The organism is Halosaccharopolyspora lacisalsi (genome assembly GCF_014137975.1).
Classification (GTDB): Bacteria; Actinomycetota; Actinomycetes; order Mycobacteriales; family Pseudonocardiaceae; genus Halosaccharopolyspora; species Halosaccharopolyspora lacisalsi.
The window spans coordinates 659864-684236 of the sequence record NZ_JACGWZ010000001.1; the positions used below are offsets into that span (position 1 = coordinate 659864).

Consider the following 24373-nt stretch of genomic DNA (forward strand, 5'->3'; position numbering starts at 1 on the left):
GTCATCCACAGCGGACTCCGTGGCCGTGGCAGACTTTCCGCGAGTGCGTCCGGACTTCGGATGCGATGGTGAGCACGTGATGCGGCAACCGAGACGAGGTGGGTGACGTGACGGTCACGGTGATCGGCATCGATGGTGGCCCGCTCCCGGACGGAGCTGAGGAGGCCCTGCATTCGGCGCGGCTCGTCGTCGGCTCCCGGAGACACCTGGAAGCGCACGTGCCCGAGGGCACCCGCACGCTCGAACTCGGGCCGTTCGATCCCGCGATGAACGCGCTCTCGTCACTGGCCGCAGGGGAGCTCGGCGTCGTGTTCGCCTCGGGTGATCCCGGCTTCTTCGGTGTGCTGCGCACGTTGCGGGAACGGGGCGTGCGCTGCTCGGTGCTGCCCGCGACCTCCAGCGTCCAGCAGCTGATGGCCCGCGTGGGGCGTTCCTGGGACGACGTGACGGTGGTCGCCGCCTACGAAGGGGACCTGAGCCGAGCCGCCAACGTCTGCCGGGCCCGTCCGGCCGTGGTGGTGCTGACCTCTCCGGGAGCGGGACCCGCGCAGCTCGGAACCGCGCTCCGGGGCTGGCGACGCAGCCTGACCGTGGGTGAGCAGCTCGGTGGTACCCACGAGCGACTGTCCACCGTGAGTCCCGAGGAAGCGGCTGAGCGGGCCTGGCAGGAACCCAACGTCGTGCTGTGCATGAGTGATCCGGACGCTGTCCCCCGGCGCGGGTGGTTCGCCGGTGGGGAACCGGTTCCGCCGGACGGATGGGCCCTGGACGAGAGCGAGTTCTCCCACCGCGACGGCACGATCACCAAGGCCGAGATCCGGGCCGTGGCCGTGGCCAAGCTGGCCCCGCGCCCGGGGGTGCTGGTCTGGGACGTCGGTGCCGGTTCCGGCTCGGTGGCGATCGAGTGCGCGCGGTTGGGCGCGGCGACCATCGCCGTGGAATCCGACGAGAGCCAGTCGGTGCGGATGGTCACCAACGCCGCCGGACACGGTGCGGACGTGCGGATCGAGGAGGGGACGGCACCGAAGGCGCTGCGTGAGCTGCCGAAGCCGGACGCGGTGTTCGTCGGCGGTGGTGAGTCGGAGGTGACCACCGCCTGCGCCTACGCCGGCGCCTCCCGCATCGTGGTGGCGCTGACGACGCTGGACCGCGTGGCGGTGACCCGGGAGATCCTCGGTGGTGCGGGATACCGGGTGGAGGGCGTGCAGCTGTCGGCCAACCGGATCACCGAGCCGCCGGAATCGCGGCTGGAGGCCGCCGAGCCGGTGGTGCTGATCTCGGGCGTTCGCGTCGGCGAGCGGGACGGGCAGTGAGCGACCGTCCGCTCGCGATCGGTCTCGGCGCGTCCAGTGGTGCTCCGCGTACGGCCGTGACCGAGGTGCTGGCGCGGCTCGTCGACGAGTCCGTGCTGTCCCCGCGAGCGGTACGAGCCTTCGCCACCGTCGAGGCCCGGGCCGGTGACCCGGCGATCCTGGAGGCCGTGCGGCGGTGTTCGTCGGACGGCGCGGTGCCGTTGTGGCCCTACCCGGCCGCGGAGCTGGCCGGGGTAGCGGTTCCCGGCCCCAGCGAGCTCGTGCGTGCCGAGATCGGCATCTCCAGCGTGGCCGAGGCGGCCGCGTTGCGGGCCGCCTCGGAGTGGGGAGCGGGCGCCGAGCTCGTGGCCGGGAAGACCAGGGGTGACCGCGTCACCGTCGCCGTCGCACGTATCGGGACTGCCTGAGCGGACCGCTCGGGACCTCTCAGGTGGGGATGTACACCTGGGTGTGCTGACGTTCGCCGATCTCGCCCGAGGCGGTGACGAGCAGTTCGTGGGACAGGTTCGACAGGGCGCGGGCCGCCGCGATCTCGTCGCCGATCTGCGGAACGTCCGGGTCCTCCGGGTGGCGCCGCGCCGTGCCGTGGCCGTGCACGATCCGGCCGCCGCCCGTCGTCATGCTCACGTCGGCCGTGGTCTCGGCTCCTGCCTCGACGACCCGCATGTCCAGGGTGAGGATCCTGTTCTCGTTCATGGTCGCCTCCCATGACGTCGGGACTCCATGATGCGCCTGATGAGGCCGTGATGCGACCGAACGGAGTGACACCGACACCCGGATGGTGGAACTCCTCGGCGCCGTCGAGCGCCGATCGCGGTGGGAGCGCTTCGGGGGCGAGGAGGGGTCGATGAAGTTCGGTGTCAACATCGTCAACCACGGCTGGGTGGCCGAGCCCGAGCACTTCCGCGGTTGGGCGCGGTTCCCGGAGTGGGCGGGGCTCCACGCGGCCCTGGTCTCCGACCACGTCGCGGTCACCCCCGATGTCGCCGAGCCCTAACCCGCGCCGTTCTCCGATCCGTTCACCACGCTGTCCTGGTTCGCGGGCATGACCGAGCGCATCGAGCTGGGCACCACCGTGACCGTGCTGCCCTGCCGGAACCCGCTGCTGACGGCTCGCGTCGCCGCCAACATCGACCGGTTCAGCGACGGGCGCCTGATCCTCGGGGGCGGGGCGGGGCGGGCCGAGCGGGAGTTCGAAGCCCTGGGGGTGCCCTTCGGCGAACGTGGTGCGATCACCGACGAGTACCCCACCGCGACCCACCGGCTGTGGGAGCGGCGGGAAGCTTCCTTCTCGGGGGAGTACATCTCCTTCCGCGACGTCGCCGCAGCGCCGCGTCCGGTACGCGAGCCCCACCCACCGATCTGGGTCGGAGGGTCGAGCCGGGCGGCCATTCGCCGGGCCGTGCGGCACGGCACCGCCTGGCACCCCGTCTTCCCGACGCTGGACTGGCTGCCCGTGCTGCGCGCCACGCCCGAGCAGGACCAGCGCACTCTCGAAGCCCTCGCCGAGCACGTCCTCGACCTCGCCGCCGAAGCTCCGCGCCAGCAGCCCCGTTAAGTGTGAATTTTTTCACTTTTTCTGCAGTGCTAAAGTGAAACCATGATTTCGCTTGACGGAATGAGGCGTACCCAGGCACGATGCCTGTCAATGGTGCGGGCCTGTGCGCTGGGAACGAGGGTCCTAGGCTGGCCGCATGGCATTGGTTGAACGTTCCCTCCTCGGGCCGGGCCCCTCCAACACCTACCCGGAGGCCACGGCAGGACTCGCCGCTCCGCTGCTGGGGCACCTCGATCCCGACTTCCTGGCGATGCTCGACGAGACGGGAAACCGGCTGCGCGCGGTGTGGGGCACCGAGAACCTCCGGACGCTGCCGCTGTCGGGCACCGGCTCCATCGGGATGGAGGCGGCCTTCGTCAACTTCGTCCGTCCCGGTGACGTCGTCGTGGTCGCCGTGAACGGACTGTTCGGTGAACGGATGTGCGATGTCGCCGACCGCTACGGCGCCGAGGTCGTGCGCGTGGACCACCCCTGGGGGCAGCCCGTGGACGTCCAGCGCGTCCTCGACGCGCACCCGTCGCCGGCCCTCGTCGCCGCCGTGCACGCCGAGACCTCCACCGGCGCGCGCAGCGACCTCAAGCACCTCGGCACCGCCCTGCGCGAGCGCGACGAGCGCACCCTGCTGCTCGCCGACTGCGTGACCTCCATCGGCGGCGAGGAGATCGCTCTCGACGACTGGGGCGTGGACATCGCCTACGCGGGTACGCAGAAGTGCCTCGGCGTGGCTCCGGGACTGGCTCCGTTCACCGTCTCCGAGCGCGCGTGGCAGCGTCGGGTGGAAAGGCCCACGACCTGGTACCTCGACCTCGGGCTCATCGGCAACTACGTCACGGGTGGCTCTTCGGGTGGCCGCGCCTACCACCACACGGCACCGACCGCGATGGTCGCTTCGCTGCACGCCGGGCTCGGACGGATTCTCGACGAGGGCATGCCGGCGGTCGCCGCGCGCCACCGCGAGGCGGGTGCGGCGTTGCAGGACGGTTTGCGCGAGATGGGGTTGGAGCTGTTCGCCTCCGAAGGACACCGGCTGAGCCAGCTCACCAGCGTGGTGGTGCCGGAAGGAGTGAACTCCGGCGACGTGCGCAAGCGACTGCTGACCGACTACGACATCGAGATCGGTGGAGGTGCCGGGCAGTACGCCAACAGCGTCTGGCGCATCGGTCTGATGGGCCACAACGCGCGCCTCGACCGCGTCGAGATGCTGCTGGGGGCGCTCAAGCGGGTTCTCGGCCGCTGAGGCGGTACGAACCCTCTCGTCGGCGCCCGGTCACTGCACGGCAGCGGCCGGGCGCTTTGCCGTCCGCTTCCGGCGATCGGACTCACATTCGGTCGAGGCCGCCTCGGCTGAACAGGGCAAATATCCTCGGACGAGCCGACGGGGCGGAAGCGGGGAATTGACCTGTCGTCCCGAACTGGGACACGATGCTTCGGCTGCCCGCGCAGGAACCCGGTGCGAATCCGGGACGGTCCCGCCACTGTGACCGGGGAGCGGACCCCGCCGCACGACCACGGTTCGAAAGCCGGAAGGTCAGGGGCTCCGCCGCGATCCGGAAGTCAGGACACTCGCAGGGCAGCCCGTGTCGTGACCACGACACGGGCAGGAGCCCCCTAGGGCGGGAGAACCCAGGAGGTCCACGGACGTGACGTCGTCGGACGAACTCTCGCAAGATTCGAGCACCGAGCGGCCCACCGGCTGGGGTGCCCTCGAACGCAGGAAGGTCACGCTCGTGGTGGCCGCTCTCGGCATGCTGCACCTGGTGGGGTGGGGTGCCTACTTCCTGTATCAGGACTCCTTCGGCACGGCGGGGAGTCTGGCCGCGGCGGGGACCACCGCCTATCTGCTCGGTTTGCGGCACGGTTTCGACGCCGACCACGTGGCGGTCATCGACGACGCGACGCGCCTGCTGATGCAGCGCGGGCGGCGCCCCGTCTCCACCGGCATGTGGTTCGCGTTGGGGCATGCCAGTGTCGTGATGGCATTGGCGCTGGTCGTGGCCTTCGTCGCCGGGCCCGCCGCGCAGGACTGGGCCGAACGCACCGGTGCGCACACCGCGTTGCTGGTGGACATCGCCGTGGTCGTGGTGGTCGGTGCGCTGGCCGTGCTCAATGCGCTGGTCCTGCGCGACGCGACCCGGCTGCTGCGCCGCGCGCGTCTCGGCGAGGTCGACGAGACCGAGATCGAGCGGGTACTCGGGCGCCGGGGTCTGCTGGCGCGGCTGCTGCGGGGACGGATGCGCCTCGTCGTGGCCCGGTCGTGGCACCTGTTCGGCATCGGCCTGCTGTTCGGGCTGGGGATGCAGACGGCCACCGAGATCACGGTTCTCGCCCTGGTCGCTCCCAGCGACGGAGTGTCCGTGGTGGCCGTGCTGAGCCTGCCGCTGCTCTTCGCCGCGGGTATGTGCACTGTGGACAGCGTGGACGGGATGCTGATGTCTCGCGCCTACACGTGGTCGCTCGCGCGCCCGTTGCGCAGGCTGTGGGTGAATGTGGCCACCACGGCGCTGACCGTGCTGTTGGCCGGAGTCATCGCGGCCGTGGTGCTGTCGGGGGTGTTCGCGCAGCTGGGCGTGTCCTGGCTGGGTGCCGTGGCCGCTGTCGGGGATCACTTCGAGTCGCTCGGCTACCTGACGTTGGCGGCGTTCCTGGTCCTCTGGGGTGGGGCGGCCCTGTGGTGGAAGGTCGCGCGCTCGGACGTCGCGTGACCCGACCCGGCACGTGTGACGTATCTCGAATGGCGGGTGCAGGGTGGTACCTCAGGTGGGTGGCTCGGGTAACGTTCGTGGACATCGAACTCATGACCGGGGGCTACGAGGTGGTCGTGTCGGAAGGGCGCGCGTCGCCGGGATAAGCCCGTGAGTCGAACCGTGACCTCGTGAAACCCCGTCACTGCCGCCGGGGGCGAACACCGACATGGACGGCGGAGATGACCTCGCAGACTGAACGCCACTACTTCGCAGGACTCGACCTCGCCGGCAGGCGCGTGGTCGTCGTCGGCGCGGGCACGGTCGCCCAGCGCCGGGTGCCGCGGCTGATCAACGCGGGCGCGCGGGTCGAAGTGATCTCGCCGGAGGCGACCCCGGCCGTGGAGGCGATGGCCGACGCCGATGAGCTGGTCTGGCATCGCAGGCCCTACGCCGACGGTGACCTCGGGAGCGCCTGGTACGCGGTGGCGTGCGCTTCGAGTGGTGCGGTCAACGCCGAGGTGGTCGCCGAGGCCGAGCGCCGTCAGGTGTTCTGCGTGCGTGCCGACGACGCTTCGAAGGGCACCGCCGTGACGCCCGCGGTGGCCGAGCACGAGGGGATCCTGCTCGGTGTCCTGGCCGGCGGTGAGCACCGGCGATCCGCGGCGGTGCGGGACGCGCTGATCGAGACGCTGCGCACCGGGCAGGTCGACGAGCACGCCGAGCCACCCGCTCCCGGTGTGGCGCTGGTCGGTGGTGGTCCCGGGGACCCGGACCTGATCACGGTGCGGGGGCGGCAGTTGTTGGGCCGTGCCGATGTCGTGATCACGGACCGGCTGGCTCCGCGCGAACTGCTGGAGGAGCTCGGGCCGCACGTGGAGGTCGTGGACGCGTCGAAGATCCCCTACGGCCGTGCCGCCAACCAGGACGTGATCAACTCGATGCTCGTCGAGTACGCCACGGCGGGCAAGTTCGTGGTGCGGCTCAAGGGCGGCGATCCCTTCGTGTTCGGACGCGGTTTCGAGGAGCTGCTGGCCTGCGCGGACGCCGGGATCGCCGTCACCACCGTGCCGGGGATCACCAGCCCGTTCGCGGCCCCGGCCGCGGCCGACGTGCCGGTCACGCACCGCGGTGTCGCCCACGAGGTGGTCGTCGTCTCCGGGCACGTCGGTCCCCACGACGAGCAGTCGCTGGTGGACTGGCCCGCGCTGGCGCGACTCCGCGGCACGCTGGTGCTGATGATGGCCGTCAAGCGCATCGACGAGTTCGCGACCGTCCTGCTGGAGCACGGTCGTGATCCGGAGACGCCCGTGGCGGTGATCCAGGACGGGACCACGCAGGGCCAGGCCACCGTGCGCAGCACGTTGACCGAGGTGGCAGAGGCGGTGCGCGCCTCGGACGTGCGTCCTCCCGCCGTGATCGTCATCGGCCCCGTCGCCGAACTCGCCCCGGAGAACAGGCGGTAGCCGCACCGCGGTGTGGGTTTCCCGGTTTCGCGCGAAACCGGGAAACCACCAATCAGCTCTGGGCGGGACCGTCCTCCAGGTCACCTTCGGCCTGGAGGTAGTACTCCCGCAGGGCCTCCAGGGTCCGGGGGTCCGGTTGCTCCCACATCTCGCGGTTGGCCGCCTCCAACAACCGCTCGGTGATGCCGTGCAGCGCCCACGGGTTGGACTCGGTGAGGAACTTGCGGTTCTCCTCGTCGAACACGTAGTTCTCGGCCAGCTGCTCGTACATCCAGTCCCCGACGACACCGGTGGTCGCGTCGTAGCCGAACAGGTAGTCCACGGTCGCGGCGAGCTCGAAGGCTCCCTTGTAGCCGTGGCGGCGCATCGCCGCCAGCCACCGGGGATTGACCACGCGGGAGCGGAACACCCGCGAGGTCTCCTCGTTCAGCGACCGGGTGCGGATCGAGTCGGGGCGCGTGCTGTCGCCGATGTAGGCCGCCGGTGCCTTGCCCGTCAGCGCACGCACGGTCGCGACCATGCCGCCGTGGTACTGGAAGTAGTCGTCGGAGTCGGCGATGTCGTGTTCGCGGGTGTCGGTGTTCTTGGCCGCCACGGAAATGCGCCGGTAGGCGGTCTCCATGTCGGTGCGGGCCGGTGCGCCCTCCAGATCGCGCCCGTAGGCGAAACCGCCCCACACGGCGTAGACCTCGGCGAGGTCGGCGTCGTCGTGCCAGTTGCGACTGTCGATCAGCGACAACAGCCCCGCTCCGTAAGCACCCGGCTTGGACCCGAAGATCCGCATGGTCGACCGGCGCTCGTCACCGTGCTCGGCCTGGTCGGCGCGGGCGTGGGCGCGGACGTAGTTGCTCTCGTCGGGTTCGTCGAGCCCGGCCGCCAGCCGGACCGCGTCGTCGAGCAGGGTGACCACGTGCGGGAAGGCGTCCCGGAAGAAACCGCTGATGCGGATGGTCACGTCGATGCGGGGACGTCCCAGCTCCTCCAGCGGGATCGCCTCCAGCCCGTTGACCCGCCGCGAGGCCTCGTCCCAGGTCGGCCGGACACCGAGCAGTGCCAGCACCTCGGCGACGTCGTCGCCGGAAGTGCGCATCGCGCTGGTTCCCCACACCGACAGGCCGACCGACGAGGGCCAGTCCCCGATGTCGGTGCGGTAGCGCTCCAGCAGCGAGTCGGCCATCGCGCGCCCGGTGTCCCAGGCCAGTCGGCTGGGCACCGCCTTGGGGTCGACCGAGTAGAAGTTGCGGCCGGTGGGCAGCACGTTGATCAGTCCGCGCAGCGGGGAGCCGCTGGGGCCCGCGGGCACGTAGCCGCCGTCCAGCGCCCGCAGCGTGGCGGTCATCTCGTCGGTGGTGGCCTCGATCCGGGGCACCACCTCGGTGGCGGCGAACTCCAGCACTCGCGCCACCCCGGGCTCGTCCCGGCCCAGCACCGACCGGCAGACCTCGCCGACGGCGCCGCGGTCCCAGTCCCGCTGCTCCATCGCCTCGACCAGCGCGAACGCGCGGTTCTCGACGTCGTCGACCCGCTCGCGGGACGAGCTGCCGTCCTCGGCCAGCCCCAGCGCCTCGCGCAGCCCGGGCAGCGCCTCGCGCTGTCCGCCCCACATCTGGCGTGCTCGCAACATCGCCAGCACCAGGTGGGTCCGGGCCTCGCCCTCGGGAGGGTCACCGAGCACGTGCAGGCCGTCGCGGATCTGGGCGTCCTTGACCTCGCACAGCCACCCGTCGACGTGCAGCAGCATGTCGTCGAACTCGGCGTCGTCCGGCCGCTCCTCCAGACCGAGGTCGTGGTCGAGCCGGGCCGCCCGCATGAGCGTCCAGATCTCGCTGCGAATGGCCGGGAGCTTGCCCGGGTCCATCGCGGTGATGGTGGCGTGCTCGTCGAGCAACTGCTCCAGGCGGGCGATGTCGCCGTAGCTTTCCGCGCGGGCCATCGGAGGCACCAGGTGATCCACCAGCGTGGCGTGCACGCGGCGCTTGGCCTGGGTGCCCTCACCGGGGTCGTTGACCAGGAACGGGTAGACCAGCGGCAGGTCCGCCAGCGCCGCGTCCGGGGCGCAGGACGCCGACATGCCCGCCGTCTTGCCCGGCAGCCACTCCAGGTTGCCGTGCTTGCCCAGGTGCACCATCGCGTGGGCGTCGAACTCGTCGACGAGCCAGCGGTAGGCGGCCAGGTAGTGATGGCTCGGCGGCAGATCGGGGTCGTGGTAGATGGCGATCGGGTTCTCCCCGAACCCGCGCGGCGGCTGCACCATGATCGTGACGTTGCCCGCGCGGATGGCGGCCAGCACGATCTCGCCGTCCGGATCGTGGGTGTAGTCCACGAACAGCTCGCCGGGCGGCGGTCCCCAGTGGTGCTCGATGTTGTCGCGGAGCTGCTTGGGCAGGGTCGAGTACCAGGAGTGGTAGCGCTTGGCCGAGACTCGCACGGGGTTGCCGGACAGCTGCTCCTCGGTCAGCCAGTCCCGGTCCTGACCACCGGCTGCGATCAGCGAGTGGATCAGCTCGTCGCCGTCCTGCGCGGCTACGCCTGGCAACGCCTCGGGGCCCTGTTCGGGACCGATGTCGTAACCGTGCTCCCGCAACCGCCGTAGCAGGCGCACCGCGCTGACCGGGGTGTCCAGGCCGACCGCGTTGCCGATTCGGGAGTGCTTGGTGGGGTAGGCCGACAGCATCAGCGCGAGCCGTTTGTCCTGCGGCGGGACGTGACGCAGGTTGCCGTGGCGGACGGCGATGCCGGCCACCCGCGCGGCGCGTTCGGCGTCGGCGACGTAGACGGGCAGCCCCTCGGAGTCGTTCTCCTTGAACGAGAACGGCACCGTGATCAGCCGACCGTCGAACTCGGGTACCGCGACCTGGGTGGCCGCGTCCAGCGGGGACAGCCCCTCGTCGTTGGCCTCCCACGCGGCGCGGCTGCTGGTCAGGCACATCCCCTGCAGGATCGGGATGTCGAGATCGGCCAGTGCGCCGATGTCCCAGGCCTCGTCGTCACCACCGGCCGAGGCGGTGGCCGGGCGGGTGCCCCCGGCGGCGAGCACGGTGACCACCAGCGCGTCGGCACGGCGCAGGGTCTCCACCAGCTCCGGTTCCGGCGTGCGCAGCGAGGCGCAGAACACCGGCAGGGCCTGTCCGCCCGCGTCCTCGATGGCCTCGCACAGGGTGTGGGCGAAGGCGGTGTTGCCGGCCATGTGGTGCGCCCGGTAGTAGAGCACCGCCACGGTCGGCCCCTCGTCGGTGCGGGGGGTGCGCTCCAGTTCGCCCCAGGTCGGCGTGGGCGTCGGCGGTGCGAAGCCGTGTCCGGTGAGCAGCACCGTGTCGGACAGGAAGCCGTAAAGCTCGGTGAGGTTGTCCGGGCCGCCCTGCGCCAGGTAGGAGTGCGCCTCGGCGCACACCCCGCCGGGCACCGTCGAGCACTCCATCAGCTCCGCGTCCGGCAGCTGTTCGCCGCCGAGCACGACGACGGGGCGGGGACCGGCCAGCAGCGCGTCCAGTCCCTCCTCCCAAGCGCGGCGCCCGCCGAGCAGGCGCACCACGACCAGGTCGACGTCGTCCAGCAGCGGCGGCAGGTCCTCGACTCCGAGCCTGGCCGGGTTGGCCAGCCGGTAGGGGGCCGTGCTCGCACGCGCGCTGAGCAGGTCCGTGTCCGATGTGGACAGCAGCAGGATCATGCGACGCGCTCCTCGTCCTCGTGCGGCGTGACGGACCGGGCACGGGCACGCGACAGGCGTGCACCGGTATTGCGCATGACGAACCTTCCTCGGGGTCCTCGCCCCGGGTCGTGGTCGCGGCGACCGGAGTCTCCTGGCTTCCGGATCGGTGCTCGCCCCGGCCTTCCCGCCGCCGGGGCGGTGGCCGTCTTCGGGGGTCGCTTCCCGGTGACAGTGGCGGGACCGCGCCGGATTCGCACCGGCTTCCTCCACCTGTCGCCGCTGGGGATGTACCCACTCTCGGCAACGGTGGGATCTTCCGTCAAGTCGTTCGGCCATGAGCCGCGTCGCATTACCGTCCCCGCACGGGTGCGCTGCTCGTACCATCGAGCGGATGTCCGAGACTTCCCGAACAGAACGGCCACGGCCGGACGCCTGCCCCGGTGCCCTGCACGTTCACGCCGCCGCCGACGGCGGGCTGGCCCGCGTTCGCGTTCCCGGTGGCGAGCTCTCGGCCGGTCAGTTCCGCACGTTGGCCGAGGCCGCCGAACAGCTCGGCACCGGCGGGCTGGAGTTGACCTCGCGGGCGAACGTGCAGGTACGCGGCCTCGGCGACGGGTGTGAGAACGAACTCGCCGAGCGGCTGGCCGCCGAAGGACTGCTGCCCAGCCCGACGCACGAGCGGGTCCGCAACATCGTGGCCTCGCCGTACTCGGGCTGCGACGACGGTGGCCTGCTGGACGTGCTCCCGCTCGCGCGCGAGCTGGACACCCGGCTGTGCGGCAATCCCGAGCTGGCCGGGCTGCCGGGGCGATTCCTGTTCACCGTCGACGACGGCAGGGGTGACGTCGATCCGCTGCGGGCGGACGTCGGTCTGGTTCCGGTGGGTGCCGACGCGGTCTCGCTGCGTCTGGGCGGGACGGACAGTGGTGTGCTGGTTCGCGTCCGGGCCGCTGTGCACGCGGCGATCCTGGCCGCCGAGCAGTTCCTGGTCGAAAGGGCCTTCCAGGCTTCATCGGCCTGGCGACTGGCCGAACTCGACAGCGGACCCCGGCGGGTCGCCGACAGGGTGCGTGCTCGGCTCGCGCACGACGACGTCACCGCCGCTGCGCCTACGTCACTCGGCGCTGACCCCGTCCCAGCGCAACCGCGATTCGGCGTGGTGGGACGTCGCGATGAGCGCGTGACCGTGGCCGCCGGAGCACCACTGGGGCGGTTGTCCCGCGAACAGGTGAGTATTATGACTCGCGCATCCGAAGCCGCCGGAAGCCGGCTTCGCCTGACGCCGTGGCGGACGGTGGTCGTGCCCGGTCTTTCCGAAGGTGAAGTCGAGTGGTGGACGTCCGAGCTGGACACGCATGGTCTGATCGTGGACCCGTCCTCGGGATGGGCGGGGGTCACCGCCTGCACCGGCCACCCGGGCTGCGCGAAGGCGCTGGCCGACGTCCGCGGGGACGCTGCTCGCGCACTGCGCCACGCGTCGTCGCCCACCGGCGGCACCCTGCCCGTCCACTGGGTGGGCTGTGAGCGCCGGTGCGGCCGGCCGCGGGGACGGGTCGTGGAAGTGCTGGCCACCGAGGCCGGCTACGAGGTCGGCCTCGACGACGAGGTCTGGGCGTCGCGGGTCGACGCCGACCGGGTATCCGCCGCGATGGAAGCGGCTCGGAGGACAATGTGATCGACTACATCCGGGAAGGTGCGGAGATCTACCGCCGCTCCTTCGCCACCATCCGCGCAGAGACGGATCTCAGCGGGATGCCGTCCGAGGTCGCCGGTGTGGCGGTGCGCATGGTGCACGGCTGCGGCATGGTCGACCTGGTCGAGGATCTGGCCTGGACGGACAACGCCGTCACCGCCGCACGCGCGGCACTGCACGACGGTGCGCCGGTGCTGTGCGACGCGGCCATGGTCGCCGCCGGGGTGACTCGTCGCCGGTTGCCCGCCGACAACGACGTGGTCTGCACCCTGTCCGACGAGCGGGTGCCGGAACTGGCCCGCGAACTCGGCACCACGCGCAGCGCCGCCGCCATGGAGCTGTGGCGGGACCGGCTGGAGGGCTCGGTGGTCGCCATCGGCAACGCCCCCACGGCACTGTTCCGCTTGCTGGAGATGATCGAGCAGGGAGCCGGCAGGCCGGCGGCCGTGGTGGGAGTACCGGTCGGATTCATCGGTGCCGTGGAGTCGAAGCAGGCACTGGCCGCGCATCCCACCGGGCTGGAGCACCTGGTGGTGCACGGTCGCCGCGGCGGCAGTGCGATGGCGGTATCCGCAGTCAACGCGATCGCGAGCGAGGAAGAGTGAGCAGCGAGCACGCCAGCAACGGCGAGACGAGTTCCGGACGGCTGCGGGGCGTCGGCCTCGGACCCGGAGACCCCGAGCTGGTCACGGTCAAGGCCGCCCGGCTGATCGGTGAGGCCGACGTGATCGCTTACCACAGCGCCCGGCACGGTCGCAGCATCGCGCGGTCGGTGGCCGAGCCCTACCTGCGTTCCGGTCAGGCCGAGGAGGCACTGGTCTACCCGGTGACCACCGAGACCACGAACCACCCCGGCGGCTACCAGGGCGCCATCGACGAGTTCTACGAGCAGTGCGCGGAGCGCCTCGCCGTGCACCTGCGAGCGGGCCGGGAGGTGGTGTTGCTCTGCGAGGGCGACCCGTTCTTCTACGGCTCCTACATGCACATGCACAAGCGGCTGTCCGGGCGTTTCGAGGTGGAGGTGGTGCCGGGGATCACCTCGATCAGCGGTGCCTCGGCGGTGCTGGGGCGTCCGCTCGCCGAGCGGGACGAGACGCTGACGGTGTTGCCCGGCACGCTCGACCCGGACGTGCTCGCCGAACGGCTGGCCACCACCGACGCGGCGGCCGTGCTCAAACTCGGGCGCACCTTCGACGGCGTCCACGAGGCGTTCGAGAAGGCGGGCTGCCTGGACCAGGCCTTCTACGTGGAACGGGCCACCACCGACCGGCAGCGCACCCTGCCGCTGGCCGAGGTCGACCCGGACAGCGTCCCGTACTTCTCGCTGGCCCTGCTGCCGAGCCCGGTCAACGCCGTCGACCCCGCACCCACCGAGGACCGGCTCGGCAAGACCGCGGCGAGTACCGCCCCCGCCGCGGGCGGTGAGGTCGTCGTGGTCGGACTCGGTCCGGCCGGGTGGGAGTGGACCACGCCCGAGGCGCAGTCCGCCCTGGGTGCCGCCGACGAGCTGGTGGGCTACGGCCCCTACCTCGACCGGTTGCCCGCCAATCCCCGTCAGCGCCGCCATCCCTCGGACAACCGGGTCGAGGCCGAGCGAGCCGAGTTCGCCCTCGACCTGGCCCGCGCGGGTTCGCGCGTGGCGGTGGTTTCCTCCGGTGACCCCGGCGTGTTCGCGATGGCCAGCGCGGTGCTGGAGGCCGCCGCCGAATCCAGCGATGTCGCGGTGCGCGTGGTCCCCGGTCTCACCGCGGCCCAGGCCGTGGCGGGAAGGGTCGGTGCACCGCTCGGTCACGACTACTGCGTGCTGTCGCTGTCGGACCGGCTCAAGCCGTGGGAGGCGATCGCGCAGCGCCTGGAGGCGGCCGCGAAGGCCGACCTCGCCCTCGCCATCTACAACCCGGCCTCGCGCAGTCGGACCTGGCAGGTCGCCGCCGCTCGCGACGTGCTGCTCGAACACCGCACCCCGGACACTCCGGTGGTGATCGGCCGCGACGTCGGCGGTTCCGAGGAAACGAGCAGGGTCGTGCGGCTCGCCGACCTCGATCCCGCCGAGGTGGACATGCGCTGTCTGCTGGTGATCGGGTCCTCGACCACCCGCGTGGCCGAGCAGCCGGACGGGCGACCGGTGGTGTTCACTCCCCGCCGGTACCCGGCGACGTCACCGTGACCCCCAAGCGTTCCACGGCCTCCTCGACCGTGCCGACCTCGGGTACCTCCGGCACGGGTGGCCGCTGGACCATCACCACCGGCAGCCCCAGTTCGCGGGCGGCGGTGAGTTTGGCCGTGGTCATCGTGCCGCCGCTGTTCTTCGTGACGACCGCGTCGATGCGGTGTTCGCGCAGCAGTTCGAGCTCACCGTCGGTGGTGAACGGTCCGCGGGACAGCAGTGTCGTCACGTGGGGCGGCAGCGGTGGTTCGGGCGGTTCGACGGTGCGAATCACGAAGTGCTGGTCGCGCAGCGCGGCGAAGTGGGCCAGCTCCTGCCGCCCGGTGGTCAGCAGGATCCGGTCACCGAGGTCGGGCAGCAGCGCGGCGGCGTCCTCCAGCGAGGACACCGGTCGCCAGTCGTCGCCCGGTACCGGCTGCCACGGTCGGCGGCGCAGCGCCAGCACGGGGGTTCCGGTCGCGGCGGTGGCGCGTGCCGCGTGCTCGGACATGGTCCGCGCGAAGGGATGGGTGGCGTCGACGACGGCGCGCACCTCCTCCCGGCGCAGCCAGTCCGCCAGTCCGTCGATCCCGCCGAAGCCGCCGACGCGCACTTCGCCCTCCGGCAGCTGGGGGCGGCTGACCCGCCCGGCCAGCGACGAGGTCACCCGTACGCCGCGGCCGACGAGGTGGGCGGCGAGTTGCCTGGCCTCACCCGTGCCGCCCAGGATGAGCACTTGCGGCGTCACCGACACGCCCTTTCCCGTCGATCCGAGTCCGTTGGGATGCATTCTGCCGTGACGAACGGCCGCAGCGAACAGTCGGGCAACCTGCGTTACGGCTGGACCACCGGTGCCTGCGCGGTCGCCTCGGTGGCGGCCGCCTACACGGCGCTGCTGACCGGCGATTTCCCCGATCCGGTGGAGATCACGCTGCCCAAGGGGCACCGGCCGTCGTTCGCCCTGGGCCGGGAGCGGCTCGATCCGGACCGGGCGACGGCGGGCGTGGTCAAGGACGCGGGCGACGATCCGGACGTGACCCACGGGGCCCTGGTCTCGGCCACCGTCTCGGCCGCCGAGCCGGGCGGGGGAGTGGTCTTCCGCGCCGGGCCCGGAGTGGGAACGATCACCAAGCCGGGGCTGCCGCTTCCGGTGGGTGAGCCCGCGATCAACCCGGTGCCACGGCAGCTGATCACCGAGGCGGTGACCGAGGTCGCCGAGCGCCACGGCGGCAGCGGCGACGTCGTGGTCGAGATCTCCGTCGACGACGGGGAGGAACTGGCCCGGCACACCTGGAACCCCCGACTGGGAATCCGCGGCGGACTCTCGATCCTGGGCACCACGGGGGTCGTGGTGCCCTACTCGTGCTCGGCGTGGATCGACAGCATCCGGCGCGGCGTCGACGTCGCCCGAGCTGAGGGCCTGTCCCACGTGGCCGGGTGCACCGGCAGCACCTCGGAACGGGTGGTCACCGAGCTGTACGGGCTGCCCGACGAGGCGCTGCTGGACATGGGGGACTTCGCCGGAGCCGTGCTGAAGTACCTGCGTCGGCACCCCCTGCCGCGACTGACGGTCGCCGGGGGGATCGGCAAGCTCTCCAAGCTCGCCGACGGGCACCTGGACCTGCACTCCAAGCGTTCCCAGGTCAACTACGCGCTGCTGGCGCGGATCGTGGCCGAGGGCGGTGGTGGCGAGGACCTCGCCGAGCGGGTGCGCGGTGCCAACACCGCCCTGGACGCGCTGCACCTGTGCCGGGAGGAGGGCGTGGAGCTGGGGGACCTCGTCGCCGCGCGCGCCCGCGATGTCGCGGAGGAGACCCTGCGCGGAGCGCAGGTGTCGGTGGACGTCGTGGTCATCGACCGCGCGGGCACCATCGTCGGGCGGACGGACTGAGGATCCCCCGCGCGCGGCCACCGGAGTTGGTGGTGCGCACTGCGTCGCCCGGATCACGACGAGGTCGGCTGGAGCAGGTCCCAGCGGTTCCCGTGCAGGTCGTGGAAGACCGCGACCCTGCCGTAGGGCTCGTTTCTGGGGAACTCCTCGAAGACGACTCCCGCTGCCGCCATCCTGCGGTGATCGCGGTCGAAGTCGTCGGTGTACAGGAACATGCCGACGCGCCCACCGGTCTGGTCGCCCACGCGCGTTCGCTGGTGAGGGGTAGCGGCGCGCGCCAGCAGTAGTGCGGTCTCCCGCGCTCCCCGGGGCCGGACCACCACCCAGCGCTTGCCGTCGTCGAGCGGGGTGTCCTCGACCAGCTCGAAGCCGAGGGTGCCGGTGTAGAAGGTGACGGCCTCGTCGTAGTCGTCGACGACGAGGGTCACCAGTCCGAGACGACTCATACGCCGATCATGCCCGGGACGAGGCCGGACCCGTGCTGGCTCGCAGCAGCGAACGGTCACCGGCCGCCGTGAGCCCGTGATCGAGCTGTGGTTGTCGCGCGAAACCATCATGTCGAGGCCCCCGAGGACCGTCGTCAGGGACGGGGGCAGACTACTTCGCGATGTCCACGACAAACAGCCAACCGAGGCAGCGGACGTTCTTCGGACACCCCTGGGGTCTGATGAACCTCTCCGGACTCGAAGTCTGGGAGCGCTTCTCCTTCTACGGGATGCAGGCGATCCTGACCTATTACCTCTACTTCTCCGTCTCCGAGGGCGGGCTCGGCATCCCGGAGGCCAGCGCCACCAGCCTGGTCGGGGCCTACGGCGGACTGGTCTACCTGTCCACCGTGTTCGGTGCGTGGGTCGCCGACCGGCTGCTGGGGTCGGAACGCACGCTGTTCTACAGCGGTGTGCTGATCCTGATCGGGCACGCCAGCCTGGCCGTGCTGCCCGGGTTGAGCGGCGTGGCGGTCGGCCTGGTCTGCATCGGGCTGGGCAGTGGTGCGTTGAAGGCCAACACCACCGCGCTGCTGGGAACCCTCTACGGGGAGGAGGACCCCAGGCGCGACGGCGGTTTCTCGATCTTCTACATGGGTATCAACATCGGGGCGCTCGTCGGGCCGCTGCTGACCGGGTTCGTGCACACCGAGCTCGGGTTCCACTACGGGTTCGGCCTCGCCGCGATCGGCATGGCCATCGGTCTGGTGCAGTACATGCTCGGCCGCAGCAACCTCACCGCGGCCGGTCGCGAGGTGCCCAACCCGATGACCCGTTCGGCGCTCTCGAAGGCGACCGCCGCCGGGGTGCTCGCCGTGCTGGTGATCGTGGCGGCGTTCGGCACCGGTGTGGTGACGTTGACGAACCTGGCCTCGGTGGTCACCGGCCTGATCGTGGCGTTCTCCCTCATCCTGTTCGCCCTGATCATCAGCAGCAAGCGGATCGACTCGGTGGAGCGCAGCAGGGTCGTCGCGTTCATTCCGATGTTCGTCGCCAGCTTCGCCTTCTTCACGCTGTTCCAGCAGATCTTCACGGTGATCGCCATCTACGCCGAGCAGCGGGTCGATCTCAGCGTGGCCGGTTTCGCCGTCCCGCCCTCCTGGTTCCAGTCGGTGGATCCGGTCGGCATCATCCTGTTCGCCCCGGTCTTCGCCGCGATGTGGACCAAGCTGGGCTCCCGGCAGCCGAGCACTCCCATGAAGTTCGCGCTGGGGTTGTTCGGGATGGGCTTCTCGTTCCTGCTGTTCCTGACCATGGCGGGCAGCACGGGAGCCGTCAGTCCGGCGCTGGCCGTGGCCGGTATCCTGCTGCTGTTCAGCCTCGCCGAGCTGATGCTCTCGCCGATCGGCCTGTCGCTGTCGACGCAGTTGGCACCGAGGGCCTTCCGGTCCCAGATGGTCGCGCTGAACTACCTGTCCGTGGCCGCGGGTACCTCCGCGGCCGGTGCCCTGGCCGGTTTCTACTCGTCGAGCAACGAGGTCGCCTACTTCGGCGTCACCGGCGGGAGCGCGATGGCGCTGGCGATCCTGCTCGCCCTGGCGAGCCCCTGGGTGAAGAAGATGATGCGCGGAGTTCACTGACCGCGCCGCGGCGACCGTGCCCGTCGGACTCGTCGGGGAGTACGAGATGCGACTCGACCGGAAAGGCGGGCACGTCGCCGTGCCCTTCGAGGTGGTTCCAGGTGCTGGAACGTGCGAAGTTGCGGGTATGCGCGCCGCCGCGCGGAGGGCCGCGCCGACGCCGCCGAGCGCCCGGCGCTGCGCTCCGCTCCGACTGACCGCCTACGGGACGGCACTGCTCGCGCTCCTGCACGCTGCCCCGAGTGCTTACTGGGCGCTCGGGGGGACCGGTCTGCTGCCCACTGTGGGCGGCCGCCCCGAAGTCTTCGCCCGCAGTGGCGGAACCGCGTCCGTGGCCCTGCTCGCGGCGCTCGCCGTGCTCAAGCTCGCCGGTTGTCTGGTGGCACTGGCCCTGGTGCGTGCCCGGAGCAGGTGCCTGCCGTGGTGGCTGCTGAGCGGGGTGGCTCTCGCCGGGGGACTCGTCCTCACGCTGTACGGCGGTGTCTTGACGCTGGTCGGCGCCATCGCGCTGTTCGGGGCGTTCGGCCCACCGACGGACGTGACGGCGCTGTACTGGCACGTCCTGCTCTGGGATCCGTGGTTCCTGCTGTGGGGAGCGCTGTTGACGATCGCCGCGCTTCGGCGGTTCCGGTTGGCTCGGTGGGCCGCCTCACGCGACCGCGACGAATCGGTGTAACAGGACGAGCCGGATCGCCGTGGAGCCCATCCCCGTCGCCAGTTCGGATCAGGATTGGCAGGATGACCGTTCGTGAGCACGCACGAGCGATCCGAGGGTGACGACGAACCCGGATGGGAGAACTATCTCGAACCGGTCGTGCTCACCGCCGCGCTGTGCTCCGTGCCCGCCGTCTTCCTCGCCACGCTCGACGGTCTCTTCGGCGTGCTCGGGCTGGTGCTGAACTGGCTGTCGATGATCGTGCTGACGGCCGAGTCGGTGCTGTTGTTCTGGACCAGCGGCGACAGGGTGCGCTGGCTGCGGACGCACTGGTGGTTGGTGGCCATCACCGTCGCGGCCGTCCCGGCCGTGATCTTCACGGTCGGTCCGGTCCAGATGCTGCGGCTGGTGCGCGTGGTCGCCGCGATCCAGCTGGTCCGCGTGGTGCGCCTGGTCAAGGTGGTGCGCACCCTGCGGCGCAGGGTGCGCCTGTACGGCAGGTGGTGGTACGCGATCTGGGGCGGTGCGCTGGTGCTGGCGGTCGCGTTCCTGGCGATCGTCCTGTCGGACTCGACGAGCACGAGCCGCCGACTGCTCGACGTCGCCGCCGAGTACGCGGGATGGGGGGCCGTCGGCGCCGGTGGTGCGCTCGTGGTGGTGCTGGCGGGGGTGGCGATCTGGCTGCTACGGCGCAGGCGACGGCGCTGAGCAGTGCGCGTGTTCCGGGCCAAGTTGGCGCATGCTGTGCTCCACGAGCAGCGCAGAGCCTTGTGAACTGCCGGTTGGCCAGGCCCGCCCGGGGACCACTTCTCCGATGCGGTGAACCGGGCGAGCTTCGCCGGTGGGGTGACGTGGGTCACATATGAGCGCAGTCATCGCCGTGCTGCGGCGATAGTGCCCGCTGAGCTGGTCGAGGAGTACGAGGCACTGCTCGATCGGGAGGACGGTCGTATCGCCCGGCAGCGGTTGGACGAGTACGAATCCGGAGGGGCCGGGCCGGTACCGGCCGATGAAGTGGCTCGGGAACTGGGTCTGTGAGCGAGCAGGAAGCCTGCACGGTTCAGTACGTGCCGAGGAACTGGGCAAGCTCGACAGGCGGATTGCTCGGCGGATGGGCAAGGCCGTGGAGGAGTTGAGCACTGATCCACCTCCTCCCGGCTGTCGGGCGCTGGCCGGGCGCCCTGGCTTGTGGCGGATCCGGGTCAGCGACTCTCGGGTCGTGCACGCGATCAAGGACGCGGAGCTTCTGGTGCTCGCACTGCGCGTCGTGCATCGCAGTGATGTGCACCGAGGGCTGTGAACGCTACTCGCCCCTCTTCACTCACTCCCGGCAGCGGGTGGTGGAGTAGAGGTGGCTGTCCGGGAACGTCGACGCCGTGAGGACCTGTCCCACGACGATGACGGCGGTGCGCTCGATCCCGGCCGAGCGGACCTGCTCGGCGATGTCGCTCAGGGTGCCGCGCAGCACCACCTCGTCGGACCTGCTGGCCCCGGCCACCACGGCCACCGGGCAGTCCGCGCCGTAGTTCGGGACGAGCTGCTCGACGAGCTCCTCGACGCGGTTGACCGCCAGGTGCAGCACCATCGTGGCCCCGCTGCGCCCCAGCGTCGTCAGGTCCTCGCCCTCGGGCATGGCCGTGGCCCTGGCGGCCGTGCGGGTCAGCACCACGGTCTGCCCCACGCCGGGAACCGTGAGCTCCCGGTTCAGCGCGGCGGCGGCCGCCGAGAAGGCGGGCACCCCGGGCACCACGTCGTAGGGCACCCCGTCCTCGTCGAGCCGACGCATCTGCTCGGCCACGGCGCTGAACACGGCGGGGTCACCGGAGTGCAGCCGCGCCACGTCCAGTCCCGCCTCGTGCGCGACGCGGAGTTCGGTCAGGATCTCGTCCAGGTTCATCCGAGCCGTGTCCACCAGGCGCGCGTCCCGCGGGCAGTGCTCCAGCAGCTCGGTGGGCACCAGACTTCCGGCGTAGAGGCAGACGGGCGAGGCGGCGATGACGTCCCGGCCCCGCACGGTGATCAGGTCGGCCGCACCGGGACCCGCTCCCACGAAGTGCACCGTCACGGCTTGATCACCGCCCACTGCGTCACGCGCATCGCGGGGCGCCAGCCGGTGTAGCCGCCGACGGGGGAGGCCTGCTCCACTCCGATGCGGACCAGCTCACCCCCCAGCCGGCCGTACCAGTCAGCCACTACTACCTCCGATTCCATCGTGACCGCGTTGACCACCAGGCGGCCGCCCGGTGGCAGGGCGCGCCAGCACGTCTCCAGCACCCCCGAGGTCGTCACTCCGCCCCCGATGAAGACGGCGTCGGGAGTTTCCAGGTCTTCCAGCGCCCCGGGAGCGGCGTCGGTGACCAGTCGCAACCCGGGGACGCCCAGGGAGTGCGCGTTCTCGCCGACGCGGGTGGCACGGTCGGCGCGGCTCTCGATCGCGATCGCCCGGCAGGAGGAGTCGGTACGCATCCACTCGACCCCGACGCTGCCGGAGCCCGCCCCCACGTCCCACAGCAGTTGCCCGGGTGCGGGAGCCAGCCGCGCCAGGGTCGCGATCCGGACGTCGCGCTTGGTGAGCTGGCCGTCGTGGACGAAGGCGTCGTCGGGCAGGCCCGGAACACGCGGCAGCGGACCGGCGGGCCGATCGGCCCTGCACCGCACGGCCACCACGTTGAGCGGGTCGACGTTCCGGTCCCGCCACTCGGCGGCCGTGCCCACCAGCCGCTGTTCCCGCTCGTGACCCAGGTTCTGCAGCACCGTCAGCTCGCTGGCCCCGTAGCCCCGGTTCGTCAGCAGCGTGGCGACCTCGTCGGGCGTGGTCCCGTCGGAGCTGAGCACCAGCACGGTGCGCTCCGGGTGCACGTGGGGATGCAGCAGTTCCACCGGCCTGCCGACCAGACTCACCACCTGCGTGTCCTGCACGGACCAGCCCATCCTGGCGCAGGCCAGCGACACCGCGGAGGGGTGCGGCAGCACTCGCAGCCGTTGCGGCCCGAGTACCCGCGCCAGCGTGCTGCCGATTCCGTACGACATCGGGTCGCCGCTGGCCAGCACGCAGATCGATCGGTGACGGTGCGCGGCGAACAACCCGGGCAGGGCCGGCAACAGCGGCGAGGGCCAGGTGATGCGCTCCCCGGCCGGATCCGGAACGAGATCCAGCTGGCGCGTGCTCCCCATGAGCACCTCGGCCGAGCGGATCACCTCCCTGGCGCGCGGGTTGAGGCCGTCCCACCCGTCCGCGCCGACGCCCACGACGTCGACCACGTCCGGGAGTCCCTCGTGCGTCGTCACGTCACCACCTGCCCAGCACCTTGCGCACCGATATCTCGATGACGACGCGGCGCGGGTTCGGCCGGGGAGTCCGGTACCTGCGGGCGTAGCGCTCCTCCGCGTCGGCGACCTCCTCGGGATCGTCGCGGATCACGGCCCGGCCCTCCAGCGTCGACCAGCGGCGTCCGTCCACTTGGCACACCGCGACCGCGGCGCCCTCGGAACCGGCGGCGAGGACCTGGCGCACCTTGTGCGAGGTGCGCGAGGAGATCACGCGGGCGGTGGCCGTCTCGACGTCCAGGGTCGCCCCGACCGGCGTCACGTGGGGAGTTCCGTCGGGACGCACCGTCGTCAGGGTGCACAGGTGCCTTTCCCGCCAGAACTCCTCGAACTCCGCGTTCACGCCGCTCAGCGGCGCGCCGCCGGTTCGACCGTCCCGCGGAGAGTCCGCGGCCGGCGGTGTCATGAGGTGCTCCCGCGCTGCTTGGTGCGGTCACCGGGACCACCACGCCTGCGACGATCGCCCTGCGGCTTGCCCCCCGGGGCGCCGTTCGAGCTGCCACCGGGCTTGCCGCCGGGGGCGCCACCGGGCTTGCCGCCCGGCTTGCCGCCAGGGGCGCTGCTGGGTTTGCCGCCCGGCTTGCCGCCGGAACGCCGCGGAGTCGAGGGATTCGCCTTCGGTTCCGGCACGGCGACGCCGCTGGGTTCGCGCGCTCCCGTGACCCGGGCCAGCGCCTCACCGTGCGAGTTGACCTTCGTGACGGTCGGTTCGACCCCGGCCTTGGTGGTCATCGTCCGGAACGCGGCGCGCTGGTCGTCGGTGACCAGGGTGACCACGGTCCCCGTGGCTCCGGCACGCGCCGTGCGGCCGGCGCGGTGCAGGTAGTCCTTGGGGTCGGCGGGCGGTTCGACGTGCACGACCAGGCTCACGTCGTCGACGTGGATACCGCGTGCGGCGATGTTGGTGGCCACCAGCGCCCGCGTGCTGCCCTCCCGGAACTCGTCGAGGATGCGCGTCCGCGCGTTCTGGGCCTTGCCGCCGTGCAGGGCACCGGCCCGCACTCCGACGGCGCGCAGCTTCTTGGTCAGCCGGTCGGCGTTGTGCTTGGTGCGCACGAACAGGATGGTGCGCCCGTCGCGGGCGGCGATCCGCGCGAGCACGTCGTGCTTGTCCTCGGCGCTCACGTTCAGCTGGTGGTGGTTCATCGTGTCCACGGTGGCCTCCGAGGGGGCCATGGAGTGCACGACGGGCTCGGACATGTACTCGCGGACGAGCCGGTCCACGTCGCGGTCCAGCGTCGCGGAGAACAGCAGTCGCTGACCGGCGGGGATCCGGTCGAGCAGCTCGCGGATCTGCGGCAGGAAGCCCATGTCGGCCATCTGGTCGGCCTCGTCCAACGCGGTGCGCTCGATCTCGGAGAGCACGCAGGTTCCCTGCCGCGCGTGGTCGTTGAGACGGCCCGGCGTGGCCACCACGAGGTCGACACCGCGACGCAGCGTCTCGGCCTGCCGGGAGAACGACATGCCGCCGACGATCTCGCGCACGTGGAGGCCGAGCGCCTTGGCCATCGGCTTGAGGGAGTTCGTGACCTGGGTGGCGAGCTCGCGGGTCGGTACCATGACCAACCCGCGCGGGTGCTGCGGCTTGGAGCTGGAGCCGGACAGCGCGGTCAGCATCGGCAGCCCGAACGCGAGGGTCTTGCCCGATCCGGTTTGGGCGCGCCCCAGCACGTCGTGCCCGGACAGCGCGTCCGGGATCGTGGCGGCCTGGATCGGGAAGGCCTCCGTCAGGCCCTGGCCCGCGAGTTCGGTCACGATGCTCCGCGGAAGCCCCAACGTGTCGAACGGGGCCGGGTCGACGGCGGTGATACCGGCCTGGTCGAACAGGCTCGGCTTCGGTGGTGCCGCCTGCCGCTGCTGCGGCCGGCGTTTTCTGGCCTTGGGGGACGTGCCGGGGCGAGTGCTCGGTGAACCGGTCTGCACGAAAAC

Annotated in this window: 23 protein-coding genes, 1 pseudogene and 2 riboswitches; of the genes and pseudogenes, 16 read left to right on the forward strand and 8 right to left on the reverse strand. The window is 71.3% G+C overall.

Annotated features, from left to right (window positions below; translation table 11 throughout):
• Positions 1-107 precede the first annotated feature (107 nt).
• Positions 108-1313: a precorrin-6y C5,15-methyltransferase (decarboxylating) subunit CbiE gene (gene cbiE / locus FHX42_RS27235; RefSeq protein ID WP_182542649.1), complete on the forward strand. Its 1206-nt coding sequence runs from the start codon at positions 108-110 to the stop codon at positions 1311-1313.
• Positions 1310-1720 carry a cobalamin biosynthesis protein gene (locus FHX42_RS26940; RefSeq protein WP_182542650.1) on the forward strand — a complete coding sequence of 137 codons (411 nt, stop codon included), beginning with the start codon at positions 1310-1312 and terminating at the stop codon, positions 1718-1720. Before cbiE (FHX42_RS27235) ends, FHX42_RS26940 begins: the two co-directional genes overlap by 4 nt.
• Positions 1721-1739: 19 nt before the next feature.
• On the opposite strand, the gene FHX42_RS03235 is transcribed toward FHX42_RS26940, so the two are convergent.
• Positions 1740-2009 (reverse strand): DUF1876 domain-containing protein, encoded by a 270-nt coding sequence (locus FHX42_RS03235; protein ID WP_182542651.1) that lies wholly within the window; start codon positions 2007-2009, stop codon positions 1740-1742.
• An 82-nt stretch (positions 2010-2091) separates the two neighbouring features.
• Between FHX42_RS03235 and FHX42_RS26255 the strand changes: the two genes are divergently transcribed.
• The 5 genes and pseudogenes from FHX42_RS26255 (at position 2092) to cobA (ending at position 7018) form a co-directional block, all read left to right on the forward strand.
• Positions 2092-2310 (forward strand): hypothetical protein, encoded by a 219-nt coding sequence (locus tag FHX42_RS26255; RefSeq protein ID WP_235986884.1) that lies wholly within the window; start codon positions 2092-2094, stop codon positions 2308-2310.
• An 18-nt stretch (positions 2311-2328) separates the two neighbouring features.
• Positions 2329-2871 (forward strand): annotated as a pseudogene (locus tag FHX42_RS03240) (TIGR03619 family F420-dependent LLM class oxidoreductase); the annotation flags it as partial.
• Positions 2872-3007: 136 nt separating this feature from the next.
• Positions 3008-4108, forward strand: a complete 1101-nt coding sequence (locus FHX42_RS03245) for a pyridoxal-phosphate-dependent aminotransferase family protein (protein WP_182542652.1) — start codon at positions 3008-3010, stop codon at positions 4106-4108.
• Positions 4109-4312: 204 nt separating this feature from the next.
• Positions 4313-4435: riboswitch (cobalamin riboswitch) on the forward strand.
• Between the two features lie 76 nt (positions 4436-4511).
• Positions 4512-5573, forward strand: coding sequence for a HoxN/HupN/NixA family nickel/cobalt transporter (locus tag FHX42_RS03250; RefSeq protein ID WP_328795875.1), 1062 nt, complete (start codon positions 4512-4514; stop codon positions 5571-5573).
• Between the two features lie 221 nt (positions 5574-5794).
• Entirely contained in the window at positions 5795-7018 is a 1224-nt protein-coding gene (gene cobA / locus FHX42_RS03255) for a uroporphyrinogen-III C-methyltransferase (protein WP_182542653.1), read from the forward strand.
• 52 nt (positions 7019-7070) lie between these two features.
• Here the strand turns inward: cobA and cobN are convergent, their stop codons facing one another.
• A complete protein-coding gene (gene cobN, locus FHX42_RS03260; protein WP_182542654.1) occupies positions 7071-10685 on the reverse strand; it encodes a cobaltochelatase subunit CobN in 3615 nt (1204 codons plus the stop codon).
• 127 nt (positions 10686-10812) lie between these two features.
• Positions 10813-10933, reverse strand: a riboswitch (cobalamin riboswitch).
• Between the two features lie 125 nt (positions 10934-11058).
• Between cobN and cobG the strand changes: the two genes are divergently transcribed.
• From cobG to FHX42_RS03275, 3 genes are read left to right on the forward strand one after another with little or no spacing between them, the layout of a single operon-like run.
• Complete coding sequence (cobG, locus tag FHX42_RS03265) at positions 11059-12342, forward strand: precorrin-3B synthase (RefSeq protein WP_182542655.1); 1284 nt, start codon at positions 11059-11061, stop codon at positions 12340-12342.
• Positions 12339-12965: a precorrin-8X methylmutase gene (locus FHX42_RS03270; RefSeq protein WP_182542656.1), complete on the forward strand. Its 627-nt coding sequence runs from the start codon at positions 12339-12341 to the stop codon at positions 12963-12965. Before cobG ends, FHX42_RS03270 begins: the two co-directional genes overlap by 4 nt.
• Positions 12962-14527, forward strand: coding sequence for a precorrin-2 C(20)-methyltransferase (locus FHX42_RS03275; protein WP_182542657.1), 1566 nt, complete (start codon positions 12962-12964; stop codon positions 14525-14527). The genes FHX42_RS03270 and FHX42_RS03275 overlap by 4 nt, the downstream gene beginning before the upstream one ends.
• Here the strand turns inward: FHX42_RS03275 and FHX42_RS03280 are convergent.
• The gene (locus tag FHX42_RS03280) at positions 14493-15296 is read right to left on the reverse strand and encodes a cobalt-precorrin-6A reductase (RefSeq protein WP_182542658.1); all 804 of its coding nucleotides are present in this window, start codon (positions 15294-15296) and stop codon (positions 14493-14495) included. The genes FHX42_RS03275 and FHX42_RS03280 overlap by 35 nt on opposite strands.
• Before the next feature lie 6 nt (positions 15297-15302).
• Between FHX42_RS03280 and FHX42_RS03285 the strand changes: the two genes are divergently transcribed.
• Positions 15303-16397, forward strand: a complete 1095-nt coding sequence (locus FHX42_RS03285) for a cobalt-precorrin-5B (C(1))-methyltransferase (RefSeq protein ID WP_328795877.1) — start codon at positions 15303-15305, stop codon at positions 16395-16397.
• Between the two features lie 53 nt (positions 16398-16450).
• Here FHX42_RS03285 and FHX42_RS03290 read toward each other — a convergent pair whose 3' ends face one another.
• Positions 16451-16843, reverse strand: a complete 393-nt coding sequence (locus tag FHX42_RS03290) for a VOC family protein (protein WP_182542660.1) — start codon at positions 16841-16843, stop codon at positions 16451-16453.
• Between the two features lie 161 nt (positions 16844-17004).
• Between FHX42_RS03290 and FHX42_RS03295 the strand changes: the two genes are divergently transcribed.
• From FHX42_RS03295 to FHX42_RS03315, 5 genes are all read left to right on the forward strand, one after another.
• Entirely contained in the window at positions 17005-18462 is a 1458-nt protein-coding gene (locus FHX42_RS03295; RefSeq protein ID WP_182542661.1) for a peptide MFS transporter, read from the forward strand.
• A 127-nt stretch (positions 18463-18589) separates the two neighbouring features.
• Positions 18590-19138 carry a DUF3995 domain-containing protein gene (locus FHX42_RS03300; RefSeq protein ID WP_182542662.1) on the forward strand — a complete coding sequence of 183 codons (549 nt, stop codon included), beginning with the start codon at positions 18590-18592 and terminating at the stop codon, positions 19136-19138.
• 72 nt (positions 19139-19210) lie between these two features.
• Positions 19211-19825, forward strand: coding sequence for a hypothetical protein (locus FHX42_RS03305; protein ID WP_182542663.1), 615 nt, complete (start codon positions 19211-19213; stop codon positions 19823-19825).
• Positions 19826-20011: 186 nt separating this feature from the next.
• Positions 20012-20155 carry a hypothetical protein gene (locus tag FHX42_RS25800; protein WP_220479463.1) on the forward strand — a complete coding sequence of 48 codons (144 nt, stop codon included), beginning with the start codon at positions 20012-20014 and terminating at the stop codon, positions 20153-20155.
• Positions 20127-20417 (forward strand): type II toxin-antitoxin system RelE family toxin, encoded by a 291-nt coding sequence (locus FHX42_RS03315; RefSeq protein ID WP_182542664.1) that lies wholly within the window; start codon positions 20127-20129, stop codon positions 20415-20417. The genes FHX42_RS25800 and FHX42_RS03315 overlap by 29 nt, the downstream gene beginning before the upstream one ends.
• Positions 20418-20438: 21 nt before the next feature.
• Here the strand turns inward: FHX42_RS03315 and cobM are convergent, their stop codons facing one another.
• From cobM to FHX42_RS03335, 4 genes are read right to left on the reverse strand one after another with little or no spacing between them, the layout of a single operon-like run.
• A complete protein-coding gene (gene cobM / locus FHX42_RS03320) occupies positions 20439-21182 on the reverse strand; it encodes a precorrin-4 C(11)-methyltransferase (RefSeq protein WP_182542665.1) in 744 nt (247 codons plus the stop codon).
• Positions 21179-22405 (reverse strand): precorrin-6y C5,15-methyltransferase (decarboxylating) subunit CbiE, encoded by a 1227-nt coding sequence (gene cbiE, locus FHX42_RS03325; protein ID WP_182542666.1) that lies wholly within the window; start codon positions 22403-22405, stop codon positions 21179-21181. Before cbiE (FHX42_RS03325) ends, cobM begins: the two co-directional genes overlap by 4 nt.
• 1 nt (position 22406) lies before the next feature.
• Entirely contained in the window at positions 22407-22850 is a 444-nt protein-coding gene (locus FHX42_RS03330) for a pyridoxamine 5'-phosphate oxidase family protein (RefSeq protein WP_182542667.1), read from the reverse strand.
• Positions 22847-24367 (reverse strand): DEAD/DEAH box helicase, encoded by a 1521-nt coding sequence (locus FHX42_RS03335; protein WP_182542668.1) that lies wholly within the window; start codon positions 24365-24367, stop codon positions 22847-22849. Before FHX42_RS03335 ends, FHX42_RS03330 begins: the two co-directional genes overlap by 4 nt.
• Positions 24368-24373 lie beyond the last annotated feature (6 nt).

Excerpts from the sequence above, each read along its gene's own strand:
- FHX42_RS03235 (WP_182542651.1), bottom strand. The coding sequence starts at position 2,009 with ATGAACGAGAACAGGATCCTCACCCTGGACATGCGGGTCGTCGAGGCA.
- FHX42_RS26255 (WP_235986884.1), top strand. The coding sequence starts at position 2,092 with ATGGTGGAACTCCTCGGCGCCGTCGAGCGCCGATCGCGGTGGGAGCGC.
- FHX42_RS03245 (WP_182542652.1), top strand. The coding sequence starts at position 3,008 with ATGGCATTGGTTGAACGTTCCCTCCTCGGGCCGGGCCCCTCCAACACC.
- cobA (WP_182542653.1), top strand. The coding sequence starts at position 5,795 with ATGACCTCGCAGACTGAACGCCACTACTTCGCAGGACTCGACCTCGCC.
- cobN (WP_182542654.1), bottom strand. The coding sequence starts at position 10,685 with ATGATCCTGCTGCTGTCCACATCGGACACGGACCTGCTCAGCGCGCGT.
- cobG (WP_182542655.1), top strand. The coding sequence starts at position 11,059 with ATGTCCGAGACTTCCCGAACAGAACGGCCACGGCCGGACGCCTGCCCC.
- FHX42_RS03280 (WP_182542658.1), bottom strand. The coding sequence starts at position 15,296 with ATGCATCCCAACGGACTCGGATCGACGGGAAAGGGCGTGTCGGTGACG.
- FHX42_RS03290 (WP_182542660.1), bottom strand. The coding sequence starts at position 16,843 with ATGAGTCGTCTCGGACTGGTGACCCTCGTCGTCGACGACTACGACGAG.
- FHX42_RS03295 (WP_182542661.1), top strand. The coding sequence starts at position 17,005 with ATGTCCACGACAAACAGCCAACCGAGGCAGCGGACGTTCTTCGGACAC.
- FHX42_RS03300 (WP_182542662.1), top strand. The coding sequence starts at position 18,590 with ATGCGCGCCGCCGCGCGGAGGGCCGCGCCGACGCCGCCGAGCGCCCGG.
- FHX42_RS03315 (WP_182542664.1), top strand. The coding sequence starts at position 20,127 with ATGAAGTGGCTCGGGAACTGGGTCTGTGAGCGAGCAGGAAGCCTGCAC.
- FHX42_RS03330 (WP_182542667.1), bottom strand. The coding sequence starts at position 22,850 with ATGACACCGCCGGCCGCGGACTCTCCGCGGGACGGTCGAACCGGCGGC.